This window comes from Methylobacterium sp. BE186 (assembly GCF_031457035.1).
Classification (GTDB): domain Bacteria; phylum Pseudomonadota; class Alphaproteobacteria; order Rhizobiales; family Beijerinckiaceae; genus Methylobacterium; species Methylobacterium segetis.
In genome coordinates, this window is sequence record NZ_JAVDVV010000024.1 from 59,199 (window position 1) to 81,166 (window position 21,968).

At 71.0% G+C, this 21,968-nt stretch carries 19 protein-coding genes and 1 pseudogene; 12 read left to right on the top strand and 8 right to left on the bottom strand.

Annotated features, from left to right (window positions below; genetic code table 11):
- Positions 1 to 28 precede the first annotated feature (28 nt).
- From J2X36_RS20720 to J2X36_RS20750, 7 genes are all read left to right on the top strand, one after another.
- On the top strand, positions 29 to 2,032 hold the full coding sequence (locus J2X36_RS20720; RefSeq protein ID WP_310353297.1) for a heme lyase CcmF/NrfE family subunit: 2,004 nt from the start codon (positions 29 to 31) through the stop codon (positions 2,030 to 2,032).
- On the top strand, positions 2,029 to 2,511 hold the full coding sequence (locus tag J2X36_RS20725) for a cytochrome c-type biogenesis protein (protein WP_405029830.1): 483 nt from the start codon (positions 2,029 to 2,031) through the stop codon (positions 2,509 to 2,511). The genes J2X36_RS20720 and J2X36_RS20725 overlap by 4 nt, the downstream gene beginning before the upstream one ends.
- 566 nt (positions 2,512 to 3,077) lie before the next feature.
- Positions 3,078 to 3,425 (top strand): hypothetical protein, encoded by a 348-nt coding sequence (locus tag J2X36_RS20730; protein ID WP_132255008.1) that lies wholly within the window; start codon positions 3,078 to 3,080, stop codon positions 3,423 to 3,425.
- A gap of 200 nt (positions 3,426 to 3,625) precedes the next feature.
- Positions 3,626 to 4,306, top strand: coding sequence for a DUF1007 family protein (locus J2X36_RS20735; RefSeq protein ID WP_310353301.1), 681 nt, complete (start codon positions 3,626 to 3,628; stop codon positions 4,304 to 4,306).
- Positions 4,303 to 5,319 carry a nickel/cobalt transporter gene (locus tag J2X36_RS20740; RefSeq protein ID WP_310353303.1) on the top strand — a complete coding sequence of 339 codons (1,017 nt, stop codon included), beginning with the start codon at positions 4,303 to 4,305 and terminating at the stop codon, positions 5,317 to 5,319. Before J2X36_RS20735 ends, J2X36_RS20740 begins: the two co-directional genes overlap by 4 nt.
- 70 nt (positions 5,320 to 5,389) lie before the next feature.
- Entirely contained in the window at positions 5,390 to 6,115 is a 726-nt protein-coding gene (locus tag J2X36_RS20745; RefSeq protein WP_310353306.1) for a hypothetical protein, read from the top strand.
- Between the two features lie 83 nt (positions 6,116 to 6,198).
- Positions 6,199 to 6,426 carry a PsiF family protein gene (locus J2X36_RS20750; RefSeq protein WP_310353307.1) on the top strand — a complete coding sequence of 76 codons (228 nt, stop codon included), beginning with the start codon at positions 6,199 to 6,201 and terminating at the stop codon, positions 6,424 to 6,426.
- Positions 6,427 to 6,432: 6 nt separating this feature from the next.
- Here the strand turns inward: J2X36_RS20750 and J2X36_RS20755 are convergent, their stop codons facing one another.
- The gene (locus J2X36_RS20755) at positions 6,433 to 7,023 is read right to left on the bottom strand and encodes a histidine phosphatase family protein (protein ID WP_132255013.1); all 591 of its coding nucleotides are present in this window, start codon (positions 7,021 to 7,023) and stop codon (positions 6,433 to 6,435) included.
- Positions 7,024 to 7,034: 11 nt separating this feature from the next.
- Complete coding sequence (locus J2X36_RS20760) at positions 7,035 to 7,580, bottom strand: cysteine hydrolase family protein (protein WP_405029831.1); 546 nt, start codon at positions 7,578 to 7,580, stop codon at positions 7,035 to 7,037.
- A gap of 397 nt (positions 7,581 to 7,977) precedes the next feature.
- Between J2X36_RS20760 and J2X36_RS20765 the strand changes: the two genes are divergently transcribed.
- The 3 genes from J2X36_RS20765 to J2X36_RS20775 are packed head-to-tail and all read left to right on the top strand — an operon-like array spanning position 7,978 to position 12,665.
- A complete protein-coding gene (locus tag J2X36_RS20765; protein WP_405029832.1) occupies positions 7,978 to 11,505 on the top strand; it encodes a CheR family methyltransferase in 3,528 nt (1,175 codons plus the stop codon).
- A 3-nt stretch (positions 11,506 to 11,508) separates the two neighbouring features.
- Positions 11,509 to 11,910 carry a response regulator gene (locus tag J2X36_RS20770; protein ID WP_310353317.1) on the top strand — a complete coding sequence of 134 codons (402 nt, stop codon included), beginning with the start codon at positions 11,509 to 11,511 and terminating at the stop codon, positions 11,908 to 11,910.
- Entirely contained in the window at positions 11,907 to 12,665 is a 759-nt protein-coding gene (locus J2X36_RS20775; RefSeq protein ID WP_132255016.1) for a Crp/Fnr family transcriptional regulator, read from the top strand. Before J2X36_RS20770 ends, J2X36_RS20775 begins: the two co-directional genes overlap by 4 nt.
- A gap of 40 nt (positions 12,666 to 12,705) precedes the next feature.
- Here J2X36_RS20775 and J2X36_RS20780 read toward each other — a convergent pair whose 3' ends face one another.
- A complete protein-coding gene (locus J2X36_RS20780) occupies positions 12,706 to 13,101 on the bottom strand; it encodes a VOC family protein (protein ID WP_132255017.1) in 396 nt (131 codons plus the stop codon).
- Between the two features lie 134 nt (positions 13,102 to 13,235).
- Here J2X36_RS20780 and J2X36_RS20785 point away from each other — a divergent pair, with 134 nt between their 5' ends.
- Positions 13,236 to 14,204, top strand: coding sequence for a tyrosine recombinase XerC (locus J2X36_RS20785; protein WP_310353321.1), 969 nt, complete (start codon positions 13,236 to 13,238; stop codon positions 14,202 to 14,204).
- A gap of 177 nt (positions 14,205 to 14,381) precedes the next feature.
- Positions 14,382 to 15,254: a response regulator gene (locus J2X36_RS20790; RefSeq protein ID WP_310353323.1), complete on the top strand. Its 873-nt coding sequence runs from the start codon at positions 14,382 to 14,384 to the stop codon at positions 15,252 to 15,254.
- Between the two features lie 9 nt (positions 15,255 to 15,263).
- On the opposite strand, the gene lpdA is transcribed toward J2X36_RS20790, so the two are convergent.
- From lpdA to J2X36_RS20815, 5 genes and pseudogenes are all read right to left on the bottom strand, one after another.
- Complete coding sequence (gene lpdA, locus J2X36_RS20795) at positions 15,264 to 16,670, bottom strand: dihydrolipoyl dehydrogenase (protein WP_310353325.1); 1,407 nt, start codon at positions 16,668 to 16,670, stop codon at positions 15,264 to 15,266.
- 161 nt (positions 16,671 to 16,831) lie between these two features.
- Positions 16,832 to 18,133, bottom strand: coding sequence for a 2-oxoglutarate dehydrogenase complex dihydrolipoyllysine-residue succinyltransferase (gene odhB / locus J2X36_RS20800; protein WP_132255021.1), 1,302 nt, complete (start codon positions 18,131 to 18,133; stop codon positions 16,832 to 16,834).
- A gap of 52 nt (positions 18,134 to 18,185) precedes the next feature.
- Positions 18,186 to 18,488, bottom strand: a complete 303-nt coding sequence (locus tag J2X36_RS20805; protein WP_132255022.1) for a YciI family protein — start codon at positions 18,486 to 18,488, stop codon at positions 18,186 to 18,188.
- A gap of 10 nt (positions 18,489 to 18,498) precedes the next feature.
- The gene (locus J2X36_RS20810; protein WP_132255023.1) at positions 18,499 to 21,483 is read right to left on the bottom strand and encodes a 2-oxoglutarate dehydrogenase E1 component; all 2,985 of its coding nucleotides are present in this window, start codon (positions 21,481 to 21,483) and stop codon (positions 18,499 to 18,501) included.
- Between the two features lie 185 nt (positions 21,484 to 21,668).
- Positions 21,669 to 21,968 (bottom strand): annotated as a pseudogene (locus J2X36_RS20815) (succinate--CoA ligase subunit alpha); the annotation flags it as partial.

Consider the following 21,968-nt stretch of genomic DNA (forward strand, 5'->3'; position numbering starts at 1 on the left):
CGTGCGGCAGGGAAAGGAAGGATAGCCAGTGCTCGTCGAGGTCGGCCATTTCGCGCTCGCGCTCGCGCTCGCGCTCTCCCTGGTCCAGGCGGTGATGCCGATCTGGGCCGCCCGCACGGGCGACCCCGCGCTGCGCCAAGTGGCCACCCCCGCCGCGCTCGGCGCCTTCGCCTGCGTGCTCTTCGCCTTCGCGGCCCTCACCTACGCGCACGCCACCTCGGATTTCTCCGTCCAGAACGTCGTCGAGAACTCGCACACGACGAAGCCCTTCCTCTACAAGCTGTCCGGCGTGTGGGGGAACCACGAGGGCTCGATGCTCCTCTGGATCCTGATCCTGACCCTGTTCGGGGCGCTGGTGGCGGTGGCCCACGATTCGGTGCCGCCGGTGCTGCGGGCCCATACCCTCTCGGTCCAGGGCCTCATCACCTTCGTGTTCGTGCTGTTCATCATCACGACCTCGAACCCCTTCACCCGCGCGACGCCCGCGCCGCTCGAGGGCAACGACCTCAACCCGCTCCTGCAGGATGTCGGCCTCGCGGTGCACCCGCCGCTCCTCTATGTCGGCTATGTCGGGTTCTCGATCACCTTCGCCTTCGCGGCGGCCGCGCTCATCGAGGGGCGCATCGACGCCGTCTGGGCGCGGGCCGTGCGGCCCTGGACGCTGGTTGCCTGGAGCTTCCTGACGCTCGGCATCGCGATGGGCTCGTACTGGGCCTATTACGAGCTCGGCTGGGGCGGCTGGTGGTTCTGGGACCCGGTCGAGAACGCCTCGCTGATGCCCTGGATCGCCGGGACCGCGCTCCTGCACTCCACCGTCGTCATGGAGAAGCGCGACGCCCTCAAGGTCTGGACGGTGCTGCTGTCGATCCTGACCTTCTCGCTGTCGCTCCTCGGCACCTTCATCGTGCGCTCGGGGCTGCTCACCTCGGTCCACACCTTCGCCACCGACCCGACCCGCGGCGTCTTCATCCTGGGCATCCTGGTCCTGTTCATCGGCGGCTCGCTGACGCTGTTCGCGTGGCGGGCGCCCCTGCTGCGCCAGGGCGGCCTGTTCGCGCCGATCTCCCGCGAGGGGGCCCTGGTGATGAACAACCTGTTCCTGGTCGCCGCCTGCGCCACCGTCCTCGTCGGCACGCTCTATCCCCTGCTCCTGGAGATGGCGACGGGCGAGAAGATCTCGGTCGGGCCGCCCTTCTTCAACATGACCTTCGTGCCCCTCGCCGTGCCGCTCCTGCTGATCGTCCCGTTCGGCCAGACGCTCGCCTGGAAGCGGGGGGACGCGCTCGCGGCCGCGCAGCGCCTGTTCGCGGCCCTCGCCCTGGCCCTCGCCGTCGGCCTCGCCACGCTGGCGCTGACATGGGGCGGCCCGGTGCTCGCGCCGGTCGGGATCGGCCTCGGCGCCTACCTCGTGGTGGGCTCGGCGCTCGAGATCATCACCCGCGCCCGCGGCTACGGCTCGAACCGCACCTCGGCGCCGGGCCTGATCTGGCGGCGGGCGATCGGCCTGCCGCGCTCGGCCTGGGGCACGGCGCTGGCCCATGGCGGCGTCGGCATCGTGGTGCTCGGCATCGCGGCGCAGGGCTGGGCGACGGAGGGGCTCGCCACCCTCAAGCCCGGCGAGACGCTGGCGACCGGCCCCTACGTCGCGACGCTGGAGCGGGTCTCGCCGCGCTCCGGCCCGAACTACGAGGAGACGGCCGCCATCCTCACCGTCCGCGACCGGAACGGCAACGCGGTCGGGGCCGTCGACACCGGCAAGCGCTTCTACCCGAGCCGGCGCATGACCGTGACGGAATCCGGCCTGCTGACGGTCGGCGCCAGCCAGGTCTATGCCAGCCTCGGCGAGGTGCACCCGGACGGCACGATCGGCCTGCGGCTCTACTACAAGCCGCTCGTGCTCCTGATCTGGCTCGGCGCGGTGGTGATGGCGCTCGGCGGCGCCGTCTCGCTCACCGACCGCCGCATGCGCGTCGGCGCGCCGACCCGGGCGCGCACGAAATCCCTGCCGCCGAACGCGGTGCCGGCGGAATGACGATGCGCAGCCTCAGGCGGACCCTGCTCGTCGCGAGCACCCTCACGGCGATACTCCCTCTGGCGGCCGGGCCCGCCCGGGCCGTGCAGCCCGAGGAGGTGATGAAGGACCCCGCGCAGGAGGCCAGAGCCCGCGAGATCTCGGCGGGGCTGCGCTGCCTCGTCTGCCAGAACCAGTCGATCGACGATTCGGACGCGCCGCTCGCCAGGGACCTGCGCCTGATCGTGCGCGACCGCATCCGCGCGGGCGACGACAACCGGCAGGTCGAGGATTACGTGGTGCGCCGCTACGGCGAGTTCGTTCTGCTGCGCCCCGTCCTCGGCTGGCACACCCTGCTCCTGTGGCTGACGCCGCTCGCGGCGCTGCTCCTCGGCGGCTTCGGCCTCTGGCGCCTCGCCCGGCGCAGGGCCCCGCCGCCGGCCGCCGCTCTCTCGGCCTCCGAGGAGGCGGAAGTGGCCGCCCTGCTGCGGCGGAAGTAGCGGGGAGCCAGCCGGGCTCCCCCGCATCGTCCCACCCCGGCAGCGTGGCGCCGAGGCCCAGGTGTCCGCGTGCGATACGCGCTCCGTCACCTCTCCCATGTCGGGAGCGGTCGAGGCCGCCTGACGCGGCTCGGATGCGCGTCCTCGGGTCTCCGGACGACGCCCGGCCCCCTCTCCGCATAGTCCAGGCCTTGCGACGGCTCCTCCAGGAACGCGAGGGGCCCGCGTGCCCTCCCCGATAGCGCACGGCACCCGCAGCGATGGAGGGGCTTGAGAGCCCAAGGCCTGGCCTGGAAAACACGGCCTTCCCGTCAGGACGTCCGACGCCGGGCCTTCGAAAAATTTTGCAACTCGGAGGCCTGCGACTCAAGTTCGAATCACCGAGCCATGCATTCTTATGCATTTATGAGCGAATATTCGCATAAGGTATGATTTCTATGCATTTGTGCACCGCGAAAAACCCCTCTTCGCGGTGCAGCACGCAGACGGCATAGTGCGGTCTCCCGGTGCTACCGGCTTTCCGTACGGGCGCTCCCGGCGGACAGTAACCGCACAGGACCCACACCATGCGCACCCTCTCGCTCGCCCTCGCCGCAGCCGCGCTCTCGTTCGCCACGGCCGGCGCAGCCTCCGCCGTCGAGCTCAAGCCGCTCAAGGCGAATTCCGTCGATCTCGGCTCGTTCCGCGGCTCGATCTACTACACCGCCGAGAAGGACGGTTACCGCGTCGTGGCCACGCTCGCCGCCCTCAACGGGCACAGCGAGCAGCCGCAGGTCGTCCGCCTCGTCACCACGCTGAACGCCGACCAGACCGTCCAGCTCTCGGTGCCGGGCAGCATCGGCGCCGACGGCCGCGATGCCACCATCGCGTTCTCGCGCCGCGGCGACATCGTCGAGGTCGCCTCGGCCGATTGATTCTCCGCGCGCAGAACGACTTTTGAATCGGCGAGGGCATCGTCGCGGTGAGGCCGCGACGGTGCCCTTTGCGCGTGCGCCGGAGGCCGCGCCCGACTTTCGCCCCACTGGGCCGCGAGGAACGCGGAGAGCCGACCCCTTCCGCTTCGGGACGGCGGCGCCTAGTCTCGTCAACCCTGTCACGCGAGCGTCCCGCGACCATGCCGATCGCCTCGCCCCGCCTCCGCACCGCCCTCCTCTCCCTGATCCTGCCGGCCGCGAGCCTCCTCGCCGGCCCGGCGGCGGCGCACCCGCATGTCTGGGTCGTCGCCAAGGCCGAGATCGACTACGCCGAGGGCGGCAAGGTCACGGGCATCCGCCACGCCTGGACCTTCGATGCGGCCTATTCCGCCTTCATCACGCAGGGGCTCGACAAGAATGGCGACGGCAAGCTGGCGCCGGACGAGCTCGCGGGGCTCGCCGCCGAGAACACCGCCAACCTCGCCGAGTTCGGCTATTTCACGAAGCTGAAGGTGGCGGGGCGGGAGCAGGCCTTCGCCGAGCCGGCCGAACCGCGCATGGCCCTCGAGGGCGGCGCCCTGACCCTGAGCTTCCTGCTGCCCCTGAAGAACCCGGCCGCGCAGGGCCGCGGCGTCGTGGCGCTCGAGGTCTACGACCCGACCTATTTCGTCGCGTTCAGCCTCGCCGAGGGCGCGGACGCCGCGCGCCTCGCCGGCGCCCCGGGCGGCTGCGCCGCCACCGTGACGCGCCCGAAGCCGGACGAGGCCAAGACCGCGGACGCGGCCAAGCCCGGCATGACGGAAGCCTTCTTCGAGGCGCTGACCGCCGCCTCGAATTTCGGCGTGCAATTCGCCAATCGCGTCATCGTGGCCTGCCCGTGAGCCCGCCCGCCCTCGCCGCGGAGCTGCGCCCGAGCTCCGCCGACCGCCGGCTCGGGTTTCGCCTCGCGCTCGCGGCCGGCGCCGTGGCCCTGGCGGCCCTGCTGCTGACGGGCCTGATGTGGCTCGTGGCGCCCGGCCTCGCGGCGCCTCCGCCCCGCTCCCCCTTCGGCATGGGCCTGCGCGAGGCGGCCCCCGCCGCCACCGGACTCGGCGGCTGGCTGCTCGCGGTGCAGGCAAGCTTCTCGCGCAGCCTCCAGGGGGCGGTCGCCGCCCTCAGGAGCGAGGGCGGGCTCTGGCCGATCGCCGCCCTCGGCTTCGCCTACGGCGTCTTCCACGCCGCCGGGCCGGGCCACGGCAAGGCGGTGATCGCCGGCTACATCGTGGCGGGCGAGCGGGCGCTCCTGCGGGGCTTCGCCCTGAGCTTCGCCGCCGCGCTCCTCCAGGCCATGGTGGCGATCCTCATCGTCGCGGTCGGCATCTTCCTCCTCAACACCACGGCCGCGGGCATGAGCCGGGCGGGCAGCGTGATCGAGACGGTGAGCTTCGCCCTCGTCGCCCTGGTCGGCCTCGCCCTCACGTGGCGCAAGGCCGGCCGCCTCGCCGGCCTCGGCACGCCGGCCGCCGCCTGCGGCCCGGATTGCGGGCACGTCCACATCACCGACGCCGAGACCGTGAGCCGGCTGCGCACCTGGCGGGAGCGGGCGGGCATCGTGCTGGCGGCGGGCTCGCGCCCCTGCGCGGGGGCGATCCTCATCCTCGTCTTCGCCGCCTCGCAGGGCATGTTCGGAGCCGGCATCCTCGCCACCCTCGCCATGGCGCTCGGCACCGCGCTCACGACGGGGGCGCTGGCGAGCCTCGCCGTCTTCGCCAAGGCGCTGGCGCTCAGGCTCGCGGGCGGGCGGGGGCAGGCCGGCGCACGCGCGGTGGCGGGCCTCGAACTCCTCGCCGCCGCCTTCGTGCTGGTGCTCGGGGCCGCGATGCTCGTCGGCCTCGCCGCCGGGCCGGGCGCCTGAGAGACGCGGACCTAGCCCCTCGCCAAACGCCGTGCGGCCGTGCCAGTCTCCGCCCGAGGAGACGCGGGCGATGAGCGCAGGCTTCGAGCATATCCTGAACTGGCGGCTGCTGCCGGGCTCCCACGCCTTCCCGGGCCCGGATGGCGGCACCTGCATCAACGAGGCGGCGGTCGTGGCGGCCGGCCTGCCCTACCGGGCGATCACCGCCTCCTCCGACCTTCCGGCCTGCTTCTCGCGGCCGCTCGCGGCCTACGCGCTCGGCCTCAACGACGCGATGCCGGACCCGGAGCGCCCGCGCCTGATGGCCTTCGTGCTGCGCCTGTCGGGCTCGGCCGACACGGAGGCGGTCGAGGCGGAGCGCACCCGCTTCCTCGCCCGCGAGAGCATCCGCCGCATCCTGCCCCCGCTCCTCGACCGGGCCTCCATGCCCGATCTCGCCGCCCGCTGCGAGGGCGCGCGCGACCTCGAGGCGGCGCTCGCCGCGGCGCGCGCCGCCGCGTGGCGGGGCGGGGCGGCGGCCGAGGCGGCCTCGAGGCACCGCGCCTGGATGGCGGGGGCGCTCGCGGCCTCGGTGGGGCGCGCCGCCACGGCCTCCATCGCCGCGGCGGAGGATGCGCGCTGCGCGGCCGAGGTCGCGGAGGGGGCCGCGCCCTTCGCGCCGGGCACCTGGGCGCTCGCCGCCGCGATCCTCGACGAGGCGCTGCGGATCGGCCGCCGGGCGCCGGAGATCGCGGTCGCGCAGGCCCGCGGCCGGCTCGACGCCGCCCGGAGCGGATCGGAGAGGGCGCGGGCCTGAACCGCGGGACGGGCCCGCGGGTTTCCCCTCGCGATCGGGCGGCCCGTGAGCGGTCAGCCCCGCCCCCATCCCGGCAGGACACCATGCCCCTGAAAGCCGCCGCCCTCGCCCTCGTCCTCGCCGCCGCCGGTTCTCCGGGCGCCCTCGCGCAACCGGCCGGCACGACGGATCCGGCTCAGGCCGCTCGCGAGCGGGAATGCGGCGCCAAGGCCGACGAGAACGCCATGCAGGGCAAGCTGCGCGACGCGTTCATGCTCGAATGCATCGCGGGCGAGAAGGTGAGCGAGCCGAAGGCCGGCGACGGGAAGTAGCGGGCCTCAGGAGGCCAGCGCGGGCTCGGCCGCGAGGTCGAGCTCCACGCTCTCGCAGTTGTCGAGCCACTGCCCCGTCAGATGGAAGAAGAAGGTGCCGTGGCCGACGACGGCGATCGTCGCCTCGGGGCGCGCGCTCAGCCAAGCGCGGAACTCCCGGACGCGCCGGTCGAACAGGTGGCGCGGCTCGACATGGATGCCGTGCGCGTTCGGCTCTCCCTCCGCGTGCCACCAGATCTCGGGCAGGTGGTCGACCTGCAGGTGCGGGAACTCGGCCGCGATCTGCGAGGCGGCGCGGCCGACGTCGCAGCTGCTCTCCTGGCACTCCCGGTGCAGCACCTCGACGAGGATCTGGGGCGCTGCCGGATGGTCCCCGAACAGGCCCATCGTCGTCTCGATCGCCCGGGTCAGGGGCGAGGTGACGACGAGATCGAACGGGATGTCGCGCAGGCGTGCGCGCGCCGCCCGCACCTGCCCGTGGCCGCGCTCGGTCAGCCGGGCGTCGGTGTGGAGCGGGTCGCGGCCGGTGGCGCGGTGGGCGGCGTTGAAGGTGGATTCGCCGTGGCGGATGCAGACGATGCGGGTCGGAGCGGTCATGGGTTCCCGGGTCAGGTCCAGTTCGCGAGGACCGTCTCTGTGGTGACGGTCTCGACCTGTTGGCCGTAGCGCGAACGGTACAGGGTGAGGAGGGCGTCGTGCGCCTCGTCGGAGGAGGAGCAGAGCGCATCGGTCACGACCACGACGCGGTAGCCGTGATCGACGGCGCCGAGCACCGTGCTGAGAACGCACACATCGGTCTCGCCGCCCGTGACCACAAGGGTGTCGACGCCGCGCGCCTGCAGGCGCTGGTCCAGATCGCCGCCGATCCAGGGAGAGTAGAGCGTCTTGTCGAAGATCTCGGCCGGCGGCACGTGCCGGGCGAGTTCGGGCACGAGCTCGATCAACCGGGGATCGAGACGCTCGCGGGTCATGCTCGCCCAGCGCTCGTAGTAACGGCTCCAGGTGCCCCGCCCCTCGCCCGGGCGCGCGGCCGGGATGAAGCGGGTGAACAGGGTCCGCGCGGCCTGCGCCTCGACGATCCGGGCGACGTTCGGGCGGACGCGCTCCATCCAGGGCGTGTGCCAGTCCGTCGTCTCGGCGAACATCCCTTGCATGTCGACGCACAGATGCAGGCAGGTTGCGCACAATTTTCCATTGCGCAGGTCTTCGTCTTTTGTCTCTGCCATCGGCTTTTCTTCTTGGAGCGGGACGGCGATAACGATGCGCCGGTGCCGATGTTCCGCATCTCGATCGGTTAAGCTACGCCGATCATCGATCTGCCTAGCTCAATACTTCATGGGTCGGGTATGAAACCGGGCTGCCGGCAGGCTGGAACCGGCCTGTCAATCTGAGTTATGCATGCCCTGGGACGCGGCACGCGTCCGGCTCGGGTGCTCGGCGGCCGGGCGGACGGGATGCCGAGACGCGACGAGTGTGACCGTGAGCGAGCGAGCGAACGCATCCGAGCCGCCCGAGGGGGCCGACGACGCGGCCGCCGAGCGCGCTGCCCCCATGATCGTCGGCATCGGCGCGACGAGCGCGGCCGTCGAGTCGATCGACCGCTTCTTCGCGCATCTCGGCGGCAGCACGGATCTCGCCTACGTGCTCGTGCTGCAGCACCGGGAGACGGCCGAGCCCGAGCGCGTCTCGCGCGAGATCCGGACCTCGAGCTGGGTCACCTTCGCGCCGGTCGTCGACGGGGCGCGGGTCGAGGCGGGGCACGCCTACCTCGCCGATGCCGGCACCCTGCTCGCTGTCCGCGGGGGCTGCTTCAGCGTGGCTGCGGCGGACGCCGACTCCGCCGAGCGGGGCTCGATCGACAGCTTCCTCGTCTCCCTCGCCGAGGACCAGAACGAGCGCGCGGTGGCGGTCATCCTCGACGGGACCGGCAGCGACGGCACCCTCGGAGCGACCGCGGTGAAGGAGCGCGGCGGCCTGACCCTCGCCGAGCAGCGGCCCGACGAGCGCGAGAGCGGCATCGCGACGAGCAGCGCCGCGGCGGCCATCGTCGATTTCGTGATGCTGCCCGAGCAGATGCCGGCGCATATCGCGACCTATGCCGGCCACCTCGAGCGCATCGTGCGCTCCCGCAGCGTCGGCGCCGCCCGCCAGTCGGTCACGCGCCACCTCACCCGCATCGCCGCGGTGCTGCGGAACAAGACGGGGCACGATTTCCACGGCTACAAGCAGAACACCTTCCTGCGCCGGGTGCAGCGCCGGATGCAGGTCGTCCAGACGGACACGATCGAATCCTACATCGAGTTCCTCCGCGCGGACCCGGCCGAGGTCCAGCATCTCTTCAACGACCTGCTGATCGGCGTCACCCAGTTCTTCCGCGACGCGGGCGAGTTCGAGTTCCTCGAGGCCGAGGTGGTGCCGAAGCTGTTCGCCGGCAAAGGGCCGGGCGATCAGGTCCGTGTCTGGGTCCTCGGCTGCGCCACGGGCGAGGAGGCCTACTCGATCGCCATCCTCCTGCGCGAGTACATGGCGCGGCTCGATCTGGTGCCGCAGGTGCAGATCTTCGCCACCGACATCGACGGGCGGGCGCTGGCCGCGGCCCGGGTCGGCCGCTACACCGAGAGCATCACGCAGACCATGAGCCGGGAGCGCCTCGCCCGCTGGTTCGTGCGGGAGGGCAACACCTACTGCGTCGTCAAGGAATTGCGGGAGATGTGCATCTTCTCCCAGCACAGCGTGATCAAGGACGCCCCCTTCTCGCGGCTCGATCTCGTCTCCTGCCGCAACCTGCTGATCTACCTCAACAACGACCTGCAGAACCGGGTCATCCCGCTGTTCCACTTCGCGCTGCGCCCGGGCGGCTACCTGTTCCTGGGCAATTCCGAGAACGTGACCCGCCACGCCAAGATCTTCGCGCCCGCCGACCGGCGCTACCGGATCTTCCGCCGCCTCGACAGCGTCACCCGCGTCCTGCCCGACTTCCCCCTCGCCGCGTCGGGCGAGCGGAGCGGGCCGGTGGCCGAGAAGGACATGCGGAGCCGCGAAGCGGCCGGCACCCTCACCCGCCGGGCCGAGCAGGTGGCGGAGCGCTACGCCCCGGCCTACGTCATCACCGATTCCGCCTACGAGGTGCTGCACTTCTCCGGCCGCACCGGGCATTACCTCGCCCCCTCGCCGGGCGCGGCGAGCCTCAACCTGTTCAACCTCGCGCATCGCGACCTGCGCCTCGACCTGCGCGCCGCCCTCCACAAGGCGGAGGCCGAGGGCAAGACGGTCAAGGCCGAGCGCATCCAGATGGGCCTGAACGGGCATCGGCGGGTCGTCACCCTGATCGTCGAGCCGATCCGGCTGACCCCGGACGATGCGGCGAGCTACGTCATCCTGTTCCAGGACGGCGAGGTCCTGGAGGGCGACGAGAGCTCCGAGCCGTCACCGAACTTCATCCGCGACGAGCACGTGCAGCGGCTGGAGGCGGAGTTGCGCCTCACCCGCGAGCGCCTGCAGGCGACGATCGAGGAACTGGAGAGCACGAACGAGGAGCTGAAATCCTCCAACGAGGAATACCAGTCGGTCAACGAGGAGCTGCAATCGGCCAACGAGGAGCTGGAGACCTCGAAGGAGGAGCTGCAATCGACGAACGAGGAATTGCAGACCGTCAACAGCGAGCTCGGCCACCGCGTCAACGAGCTCGACCGCGCCAACAGCGACCTGAAGAACCTGCTCGAAAGCACGCAGATCGCGACCGTGTTCCTCGACAACAATTTCTGCGTGAAGAGCTTCACGCCCTCGGTGGTCGAGATCTTCCATCTGATCGAGAGCGACCTCGGCCGGCCGATCACCCACATCGCGCCCCTCATCACCTATCAGGATCTCCAGGACGACATCCGCCGGGTGCTGCGGACGCTCGGCACGATCGAGCGGGAGGTGGAGAACCCGAGCACCGGCGCGCGCTATCTCGTGCGCGTGCTGCCCTACCGGAACATCGACAATTTCATCGCCGGCGTGGTGATGACCTTCCTCGACATCACGGCCACCGCCCGGGCCGAGCGCGCCCTGAAGGAGACGCAGGAGCGGTTCCACCACATGGAGCGGGCGGTCCCCGCCTTCCTGTTCACGATCCTGCCGGACCTCCAGTGCGACTACGTGAATCCCCGCTTCTACGAGTATACCGGCATGGAGGCGGGCCGCGCCCTCGGGCAGGGCTGGCTCGCGGCGGTGCACCCCGACGACCGCGAGACCGTGGACGCGACCTGGGCCCGCGCCCGCGACACCGGCCGCTCCTTCGAGATGGAGATCCGCCTGCGCGACCGCAGGGGACGCTACCGCTGGTTCACCACGCGGGCCGAGGCGGTGGCCGACGCGGACGGGGCGGTGGTCAAGTGGTTCGGCTCCTGTACGGACACGCACGAGCGGCGCCGCGCCGAGGATCGCCAGCGCCTGCTGCTCGCCGAGCTGCAGCACCGGGTGAAGAACATCCTGGCCGTGGTCCGCTCCCTCGCCAAGCGCACCGCCGAGGGCACCGCCTCCCTCGACCGTTTCCTGGCGCATTTCGACGGGCGGCTCGGGGCGCTGGCGCGAACCCAGAACATCCTGACCCGGACCGCGGATTCGAGCATCGACCTCGCCGAGCTGATCGGCGACGAGGTGATCAACCATGCGGCCCGCGACGGCTCCCAGGTCTCGCTCTCGGGTCCCGGCGTCCGGCTCCGCCAGAAGGCGGCGGAGACGCTGGGGCTCGCCCTCCACGAACTCGTCACCAACGCGATCAAGTACGGCGCCCTGACCGTTCCCGACGGGCACGTCGCGATCTCCTGGCGCGCCTTCGGGGAGGACGGCGACCAGCGCCTGCTCCTCGAATGGCGCGAGAGCGGCGTTCGGATGGTGGATACCGACCCGAACCGGCGCGGGTTCGGGCGCGAGCTGATCGAGGACGGCCTGACCTACGAGCTCGGGGCGACGACGGCCCTCGAATTCTCTCCCGGCGGGGTCCGCTGCGTCATCGAGATCCCGCTCGGCGACCACAGCGCCGGGGCGGTGCTGTTCGAGGTCGACGCGCATCGGTCGGATGACGGACAGGGGTGAACGATGGCGGCTTCCTCCGGATCGCCCGTCCTGAAGGATTGCCGCATCCTCGTCGTCGAGGATCGCTACATCCTGGCCAACGACATCGCCCAGGCCCTCGGCGCCGAGGGCGCGGAGGTGGTCGGCCCCGTGCCGAACCTCGCGCACGGCCTCGCCCTGAGCCGGAGCCGCCCCCTCGACGCGGCGATCCTCGACATCGATCTCCGGGGCGAGGAGGATATCTTCGGACTCGCCGAGGAACTCATGCGCAAGGCCGTGCCCATCGTGTTCGCGACCGGGGTCGACCGGGCGATCGTTCCCTCCGCCTTCGAGGGGGTGCCTCGGCTGGACAAGCCGGTCGAGCTCGCCGAACTCGTCAGCACCGTGGCGGCGCTCGTCGCGAATGCGCGGACCGACGCGTCATGATGGCGGCCTGGGAGAGATCGGTCCTGACGCCGGTCGAGGTGCTCGTCCGCCGCATCGAGGCACTCGCCGCCCCGGCGCCGGACGAGATCGAGCCCCTGCGGACGCTCGCCCTGCGGGTGCGGACCGTCGACGCGCGTGCGGAACTCGCGATCGCGGACGGACGGGCGGCGACCCCCCTCCTCGTCGGATCGGGCTGGGGCGCGCGCCAGCGCATCCTGGCCGACGGGCGCAGGCAGATCCTCAGCTTCGTCCTGCCCGGAGACCTCATCGGGTTCGACCTCCACCGCGATCCGCTGCACTACGCCGCCACGGTGAGCCTGACCGCGATGATCGTCGCGGACGCCTCGCCCCTGCGGACGATCGGCCTCGCCGACCAGACGGAGACGCGCGACGCCCCGATCGCGCGCGCGCTCCGCACGCTGGCCACCGCGGAGGAGGCGCTGCTCCACCACCACGTGACGCGCCTCGGCCGGCAGACGGCCTACGAGCGGGTCGGCCACCTCTTCCTGGAACTGCACGAGCGGCTGTGCACGGCCGGCATCGAGCAGGGCGACAGCTTCACCCTGCCCGTGACGCAGGAGATCCTGGCCGACATCCTCGGGCTCAGCATCGTCCACACCAACCGGACCATCCAGCAACTGCGCCGCGACGGGCACGTCCGGATCAGCGGCACGCGGGTCACCCTCGCCGATCCGGATAGCCTCGTCGGGCTGACGGATTACGTGCCGCTGCGGCGGCTGCTGGGCCGGCCCTGAGGAGGTGGCCTCCCCAGGGAGCGATCAGGAGAAGGGGCGATCAGGAGAAGCGGCCGCCGCGCTGGATCACCTCGATCTTGTAGCCGTCCGGATCGGTCGCGAAGAAGAACCTGGCGAGCGGCACCTCGCCGTGCTTCAGCTCCTTCACCGGCGTCGCCGGCAGGCCCTCCCGCGCGAAGCGGGCGTGCTCGGCCTCCACGTCGTCCACGACCACCGCGATGTGGCCGTACCCGTCGCCGAGATTGTAGGGCTCGGCGCGGCCCTTGTTGACCGTCAGTTCGAGCTCGAAGGGCGAGGCGGGATCGCGCAGGTAGATCAGGGTGAAATCCGGGAAATCGAACCGTTCGGCCGGTTCGAGGCCGAAGGCGCGGGCGTAGTAATCGCGCGAGCGGGCCTCGTCGAGGACGCGGATCATGCTGTGGACGGGCTTGGACATCGGGGAGCCTTCTGGCTGAAGGGAGCCACCGCTATCTGGCGGAGGCGGCGGCTCTGACGAGTCCCCCGGGCCGGCAACCCCGCGTCAACCGGACCGATCTATGGGAATCGTGAACCGTCCCGAGGCCGCGCCCGATGCCGACACGCCCCGCCCCCGACCCGACGCCGCCGGGAGACGCGGACCTGCAGGCGGCCGTGCGCGCCTGGAGCGACGGCCTCGCGCGCGAGCGGCGGATGGCCGGCAACACGGTCGAGGCCTACGAGCGCGACCTGCGCCAGTTCCTGCTCCATCTGGAGGGGCGGCGCGGTCCGCCCCGCATCCCGGACCTCATCGCCCTGAAGCCCCGCGACGTGCGCGCCTTTATGGCGGCGCGGCGGGCGGAGGGGATCGGCGGGCGCTCGCTGATGCGGGCGCTGGCGGGCATCCGCTCCTTCGCCCGCTACCTGGAGCGCGAGGGGCACGGCACCGTGGCCGCCCTCGGCGCCGTGCGCTCGCCCAAGGTGGAGCGCCGCCTGCCCCGCCCCCTCGGGGTCGCGGCGGCGCGCGCGATGACCCGGACCGAGCTGCGGGCCGGGGAGGACCGCGAGCCCTGGATCCTCGCCCGCGACGCGGCGGTGCTGGCGCTGCTGTATGGGGCGGGCCTGCGCATCTCGGAGGCGCTCGGGATCACGCGCCGGGACGCGCCCCTGCCCGGAACCGACTCCGTCAGGGTGACGGGCAAGGGCGGCAAGGTGCGGATGGTCCCGGTCCTGCCCGTGGTCGCGGAGGCGGTGGCGGCCTATCTCGACGCCTGCCCCTATGGCCTCGACCCGGACGACCCGCTCTTCGTCGGCGCGCGCGGCGGCCCGCTCTCGCCGCGGATCATCCAGTACGCCGTCGCCTCCCTGCGCGGGGCCCTCGGCCTGCCCGACAGCGCGACGCCGCACGCCCTGCGCCACTCCTTCGCCACGCATCTCCTCGCCCGCCAGGGAGAGCTGCGCGCGATCCAGGAACTGCTCGGCCACGCGTCCCTCTCGACGACGCAGCTCTACACGAAGCTCGACGCCGCCCGGCTGATGAGCGCCTTCGACGCGGCGCATCCCCGCGCCGCCCAGCGGCCTTGACCGAAAATTGCGCTGTGGTGATCGCCCATCGCGGGAAACTGAACTGCTATTCCTCACCCACATCGAATTTTTGATGTGGCGAAGGCGGTCCGGCACAACGAAAATTCAAGTTAAGAGCCCGCTCACCTTTGCCGGGCTACAATCCGCCGGTCACGATCCTGCAACCGACGGATAGCCATGCCGGATTCCCTGCCCGCCTTCCGGACCCCGGAGCCCGGCACCGCGACCGTCCTCATCGCCGATGCCGATGCGGGCCGCCGGACGAGCCTCGCCGCCATCGTGCGCCGGTTCGACCCGACGGCGCAGATCGCGGAGGCGAGCGACGGCGAGGGCCTCATCGAGGCCATCCTGACCCATCGGCCGGCGCTCGGCTTCGTCGGCCTGCAGCTCGACGGCCTCAGCGGCCCCGAGGCGGTCGCCCTCGCGCGCAAGCGCGGCGGCAGCCTTCCCTGCCTGGTCCTCGTCGCCGCCCGCGTCTTCCCGCAATGGCAGGAGCTCGCCCAGAGCCTGAACGCCTACGAGGTGCTGAAGACGCCCCTCGACCCGGAGCATATCGAGAACCTGCTGGGGGCCAATGCCCGGCGCCGGCAGCCGACCTCGGTGCTGCTGGCCTCCTCCTCCGAGGCCGGGCGCGGCATGATCGGGCGGGTTCTGACCCGCAGCGGCTTCAACCTCGCCGTCGACGAGACCGACAGCGGGCGCCACGCCCTGAAGCTCCTGCGGATGGGCTCCTACGCGCTCGCCTTCATCGACGCGAACATCGCGGGCCTCGACGGGCTCGAACTCGCCTGCCAGGTCCAGCCCCTCAACCTGCCGACGCAGCTGACCCTGATGACGAGCGGCGACCCCGAGCCGATTGCCCATGCGGCGCGCTATTTCGGCGTCTCCTTCGTCCTGAGGATGCCGTTCTACGCGCGCGACATCGACCTCGCGCTGCACCACGCGCTCGGCCTGCGCCGCCCCTATCTCCTCAACGCGCAGACCGCCGCCCCCGCGCCGACCGCGCTCCTGCGGGTCGCCGACTTCGTGCCGGCCCGGCGCAGCGCCTGAGGGCCGCGCTCAGATATGGATCGCGCGCTTGCCGACGGCGAGCGCCGCCTCCTTGATCGCCTCGGTGAGCGTCGGGTGGGCGTGGCAGGTGCGGGCGACGTCCTCCGCGCTCGCTCCGAACTCCATCGCGACCGCCACCTCGGCGATGAGGTTGCCGGCATCCGCGCCGACGATGTGGACGCCGAGCACCCGGTCGGTGTCGGCATCGGCCAGGATCTTCACGAAGCCGTCCGTGGTGTGGTTGACCTTGGCGCGGCCGTTCGCCGTGAACGGGAACTTGCCCGCGTTGTAGCGGATGCCGTCCTTCTTCAGCTCCTCCTCGGTCTTGCCGACCGAGGCCACCTCCGGGAAGGTGTAGACCACGTTCGGGATCACCCCGTAATTCACGTGGCCCGACTGGCCGGCCAGGATCTCGGCCACCGCGACGCCCTCGTCCTCGGCCTTGTGGGCGAGCATGGGCCCCGCGATCACGTCGCCGATGGCGTAGATGCCGGTGACGTTCGTCGCGTACTGGCTGTCCGTCTGGATGCGGCCCTTGTTGTCGGTCTGGACGCCGACCGTCTCCAGCCCGAGCCCCTCCGTGTAGGGCACGCGGCCGATGGCGACGAGCACCGCGTCGGCCTGGATCTTCTCGGCCTCGCCGCCCGCGGCCGGCTCGACGGTGACGGTGGCGCCGCCCTTCTTGCCCACCTCGACGCCGGTGACCTTCGCGGACAGCTTGAAGGTGATGCCCTGCTTCCCGAGGATGCGCTGGAACTGCTTGCCGACCTCGCCGTCCATGCCCGGCAGCACGCGGTCGAGATACTCGATCACCACGACCTCGGAGCCGAGGCGGCGCCAGACCGAGCCGAGTTCGAGCCCGATCACGCCCGCGCCGATGACGACGAGCGTCTTCGGCACGCTGCCGAGTTCGAGCGCGCCGGTGGAGGAGACGACGACCGTCTCGTCGATCGTGACGCCGGGAAGCTTCGCCACGTCCGAGCCCGTGGCGATGACGACGTTCCGGGTCTCGAGGAGCTGGTTGCCGCCGTCCTCGGCGATCACCTCGACGCGGCCGGCGCCGGCGAGCCGGCCGGTGCCGCGGTAGCTGTCGACGCCGTTCTTCTTGAGCAGGAACTCGACGCCCTTGGTGTTGCCCGCGACCCCCTCGTCCTTGAAGGCCATCATCTTTTTGAGATCGAGCTTCGGCTCGCTCACGATCACGCCGAGGTCGGCGAAGTGCTTGCCCGCCTCCTCGAACGCCTCGGAGGCGTGGAGCAGCGCCTTCGAGGGGATGCAGCCGACATTGAGGCAGGTGCCGCCGTGGGTCGCCCGCTTCTCCACGACCGCCGTCTTCAGCCCGAGCTGGGCCGCCCGGATGGCGCAGACATAGCCCCCGGGGCCGGTGCCGATGACGACGAGATCGTAGCTGCTCATGATGTGCGGTCTTCCTTCCGGTATCCTCGGCTCGACGCCGGGCCGCAGCGCTCCCTGCGGCCCAGCGATGCCGGATACCTCGTGTTCCGGATCGGCGCGCCTGCCCCGGGATCCCGGGAAACGCGCGCCGAAGGGATGGATGGGCTCGCGGGATGGCGCGATTACAGGTCGAGCACCAGCCGCGCCGGATCCTCCAGGGCCTCCTTGACCCGCACGAGGAAGGTCACGGCCTCTTTCCCGTCCACGATGCGGTGGTCGTAGGAAAGGGCCAGATACATCATCGGACGCGCCTCGATCTTGCCGGCGCGGACCACCGGGCGCTCCTCGATGCGGTGCATGCCGAGGATGCCCGATTGCGGCGCGTTGAGGATCGGGGTCGACATCAGCGAGCCGTAGATGCCGCCGTTGGTGATCGTGAAGGTGCCGCCCTGCATCTCGTCGATGGAGAGCTTGCCCTCGCGGGCCTTCTTGCCGAAGCCGGCGATCTTCTTCTCGATACCGGCGATCGAGAGGTCGTCCGCGTCGCGCACCACCGGCACGACGAGGCCCTTGTCGGTGCCGACCGCGATGCCGACGTGGTAGTAGTTCTTGTAGACGATGTCCTGCCCGTCGATCTCGGCATTGACGGCCGGCACGTCCTTCAGCGCGCCGATCACCGCCTTGGTGAAGAAGCCCATGAAGCCGAGCTTCGTGCCGTGCTTCTTCTCGAAGATGTCCTTGTACTGGGCGCGCATCGCCATCACGGCCGACATGTCGACGTCGTTGAACGTCGTCAGCATCGCGGCCGTGTCCTGCGCGTCCTTGAGGCGGCGCGCGATGGTCTGGCGCAGCTTCGTCATGCGCACGCGCTCCTCGCGCGCCGCGTCGTCCGGCACCGAGGGCGCCCGCGGCAGGGTGGGCCGCGCCTCCTTCGCGGGGGCCGGCTGGGCGGGGCCCTTGGCCACCGCCGCCAGCATGTCGCCCTTCGTCACGCGGCCGTCCTTGCCGCTGCCGTTGATGCTCGACGGGTCGACGCCGGACTCGCGGGCGAGCTTCGCCACGGCCGGACCGTGGTCGCCGGAAGGCCGCGCCCCCGCCGGTGCGGCCTCGCCGTGATTGCCGTAGGCCGCGGCCGATTCCCTGGCAGGCGCCTCCTCGGCGGTCTGCTTGGGTGTTTCGCTGCGGCTCTGGGCCTTGGCCTCCGCCTTCGGGGCGGGCTTCGCAGGCGCCTTGGCGCCGCCCGCCCCCGCCTCGACGATCGAGCCGAGGAGCGCGCCCGGCTCCACCGTCTCGCCGTCCTGGACCAGGATCTCGCCGAGTTCGCCCGCGGCCGGGGCGTTGACCTCGAGCGTGACCTTGTCGGTCTCCAGCTCGACGAGGGGCTCGTCGGCCGCCACCGTGTCGCCGGGCTTCTTGAACCAGCGGCCGATCGTGGCCTCGCTCACGGATTCGCCGAGCGTCGGGACGAGGATGTCGGTTGCCATGCTCTCTATGCCCCCGCTGCGGGGACCTCCTCTGACTGGTGCGCGGCCGGGCTCAGTGGGGCCGCAGGATCAACGATGGAACGGCCGAGACGGCGTAGGAGAACCCGGCCGCCGCCCGGATGACGGGATCTCCCTCCCCGAGGGCGTGCGCGGCGGCCTCGTCCTCGGCCTCGACGAGGGCGAGGCCCCAGGCGCCCGCCGCCTCGAAGACGGGCCCGACCGCGATGGCCGCGCCGGCGGCCGCGCGCTCCATCCAGTAGGCCGCGTGCTCGCCGAAGAGCGCCTTCTCGGTCTCCGTCGCGTCGAACGGGAAGGTCGGCCGGGGCGGCGTCAGGCGGAGCAGGAAGTAGGCCATCGTCGTCGGCTCAGACCGCCAGTGCCTCGTTGAGGAAGGCCTGGAGCTGCGCCTGATGCTTCGACATCTGGCCCACGGCCGTCGAGGCCGAGGCCGGACGTCCGACGTAGCGGACCCGCTTCACCGAGGCGCCGGCCTGGCCGAGAACCCATTCGAGATAGGGCTCGACGAAGCTCCAGGAGCCCATGTTCTTGGGCTCCTCCTGGCACCAGACCACCTCCGCGTTGCGGAAGCGGCTCATCTCGGTGGCGAGGGCCTTGAGCGGGAACGGGTAGAGCTGCTCGACGCGCATCAGGTAGACGTCGGTGATGCCCCGCTTCTCGCGCTCCTCGTAGAGGTCGTAATAGACCTTGCCGGAGCAGAGCACGACGCGGCGCACCTTGTCGTCCTTGACGAGCTTGATGCCCCCCTCCTCGTGCTCCGCATCGTCCCAGAGGATGCGGTGGAAGGTCGAGCCCTCCGCGATCGCGTCGAGGCTCGAGACCGCCCGCTTGTGGCGCAGGAGCGACTTCGGGGTCATCAGCACGAGCGGCTTGCGGAAGTCGCGCTTCAGCTGACGGCGCAGGATGTGGAAGTAGTTCGAGGGCGTCGTGACGTTGGCGACCTGCATGTTGTCCTCGGCGCACATCTGCAGGTAGCGCTCGAGGCGCGCGGAGGAGTGTTCCGGCCCCTGCCCCTCGTAGCCGTGCGGAAGCAGCATCACGAGGCCTGACATGCGCAGCCACTTGCGCTCGCCGGACGAGATGAACTGGTCGACGACGACCTGGGCGCCGTTGGCGAAGTCGCCGAACTGCGCCTCCCACAGGACGAGGGCGTTCGGCTCGGCCAGCGAGTAGCCGTACTCGAAGCCGAGCACCGCCTCTTCCGAGAGCATCGAGTTGATGACCTCGAGATGCGCCTGCCCCTCGCGCACCGAGTTCAGCGGCGTGAAGCGCTGCTCGTTCTCCTGGTCGATCACGACGGCGTGGCGCTGCGAGAAGGTGCCGCGCTCGACATCCTGGCCGGAGAGGCGGACGCGGTGGCCTTCGAGGAGCAGCGAGCCGAAGGCCAGAGCCTCGGCGGTCGCCCAGTCGATGCCCTGCCCCGTCTCCACCGCCTTGGCGCGGTTGTCGAGGAAGCGCTGGATGGTCCGGTGGAGGTGGAAGCCGGGGGGCGCCTGGGTGATCTTCTGGCCGATCTCGCGCAGGGCCTCGGCCGGCACGCCGGTGCGCCCGCGGCGCGGGTCGTCCACGTCCTCGCGCACCGCCTTGAAGCCCGACCAGCGGCCGTCGAGCCAATCCGCCTTGTTGGCCTTGTAGTTGCCGGCGACGTCGAGCTCGCTGTCGAGCATACCCCGGAACTCGGCCTTGCGGGCGTCGAGGGCTTCCTGCGTGACGGCGCCCGACTCGACGAGCTTGCGGCCGTAGGTCTCCAGCACGGTCGGATGCTTGCGGATCCGCTGATACATCTTCGGCTGCGTGAAGGCCGGCTCGTCGCCCTCGTTGTGGCCGAAGCGGCGGTAGCAGAGCATGTCGACCACGACGGGCTTGCCGAACTTCTGCCGGTACTCGGTGGCGACCTTGGCGGCGAAGGTCACGGCCTCGGGATCGTCGCCGTTGCAGTGGAAGATCGGCGCCTCGACCATCTTCGCCACGTCCGAGGGGTAGGGCGAGGAGCGCGAGAAGCGCGGATCGGTGGTGAAGCCGATCTGGTTGTTGATGATGAAGTGCACCGAGCCGCCAGTACGGTGGCCCTTCAGGCCGGACAGGCCGAAGCACTCGGCCACCACGCCCTGCCCCGCGAAGGCCGCGTCGCCGTGGATGAGGAGGGGCAGCACCTTCTTGCGGTCGACGTTCGGCTTGGCGAGCTGATCCTGCTTGGCGCGCACCTTGCCCAGCACCACCGGATCGACGATCTCGAGGTGGGAGGGGTTGGCGGTCAGCGACAGGTGGACGTTGTTGCCGTCGAAGGTGCGGTCGGACGAGGCGCCGAGATGGTACTTCACGTCGCCCGAGCCCTCGACCTCGGCCGGCGAGGACGAGCCGCCCTTGAACTCGTTGAAGACAGCCCGGAAGGGCTTGGCCATCACGTTGGTCAGCACGTTCAGGCGGCCGCGATGGGCCATGCCCAGCACGATCTCCTCGACCCCGAGGGCGCCGCCGCGCTTGATGATCTGCTCCAGCGCCGGGACCATCGATTCCGAGCCGTCGAGGCCGAAGCGCTTGGTGCCCGTATATTTGAGGTCGAGGAACTTCTCGAAGCCCTCCGCCTCGATCAGCTTGTTGAGGATCGCCCGCCGGCCTTCCGGCGTGAACGAGATCTCCTTGTCCTTGCCCTCGATGCGCTCCTGGATCCAGGCTTTCTCGGCCGGGTCGGAGATGTGCATGAATTCGACGCCGAGCGTCTGGCAGTAGGTGCGCTCCAGGATCTTGACGATCTCGCGGATCGTCGAGAATTCGAGGCCGAGCACGTTGTCGAGGAAGATCGGGCGGTCCCAATCGCTCTCCTGGAAGCCGTAATGCTGCGGGTGCAGCTCCTCGTGGTCGCCGCGCGGGGCGAGGCCGAGGGGATCGAGCTTGGCGTGGAGATGGCCGCGCATGCGGTAGGCGCGGATCAGCATGATCGCGCGGACCGAATCCTTGGTCGCCTGCTCGACCGAGACGCCGGTCTTGGCGACGATGGCGGCGCCCGCGGTCCCCTTCTCCTTGCCGGCGTCGCGCGCGACGATCTTGTCGCCGATCGCCTTCTCGAGCGCACCCCAATTGCCGTCGAGGGCGGAGACGATCTCGCCGTTCAGCGGCACGGGCCAGTTCGGCTTCTCCCAGGAGGCGCCCGCCGCGTTCTTCTCGACGAGGGTGCCGTCCTCGCCCAGCGAGCGGAAGAAATCCTGCCACTCGGGATCGACCGAGCTCGGGTCGCGCGCGAAGGCCGCCTGCAATTCCTCGATGTAGGCGGCGTTGCCGCCGTAGAGGAACGAGGTTTCGAGGAGCGCTTCGTTGACGTCCTGACGTGCCATCGTCCGTCCATCCTGGAGTTGGGAGGGGATTCTCGGAGCGCCTGGGCGGCCCGGCATCACCCTTCAGAGTTCTTCGAGCTCCGGCCCTCGGGAGCCGGGGAAACGATCTGCCGCCCATATGGGGGCATGGCGGCTGCGATGGTTGCAGGGCAGCCGCGCCCTCCCGGCCTCGAACCGTCCGGGCCTCAGCCTTTGAGGCGTTCGAGGAGTGTTGATCCGAGGCGGGCGGGCGAGGGCGAGACCCGGATGCCGGCCGCCTCCATCGCCGCGATCTTGTCCTCCGCGCCCCCCTTGCCGCCCGAGATGATCGCCCCCGCATGACCCATCCGCCGACCCGGAGGCGCCGTCCGGCCCGCGATGAACCCCACCATCGGCTTGCGACGGCCCCGGCGCGCCTCGTCCACCAGGAACTGCGCCGCCTCCTCCTCCGCCGAGCCCCCGATCTCGCCGATCATCACGATCGACTCCGTCTTCGGATCCGCCAG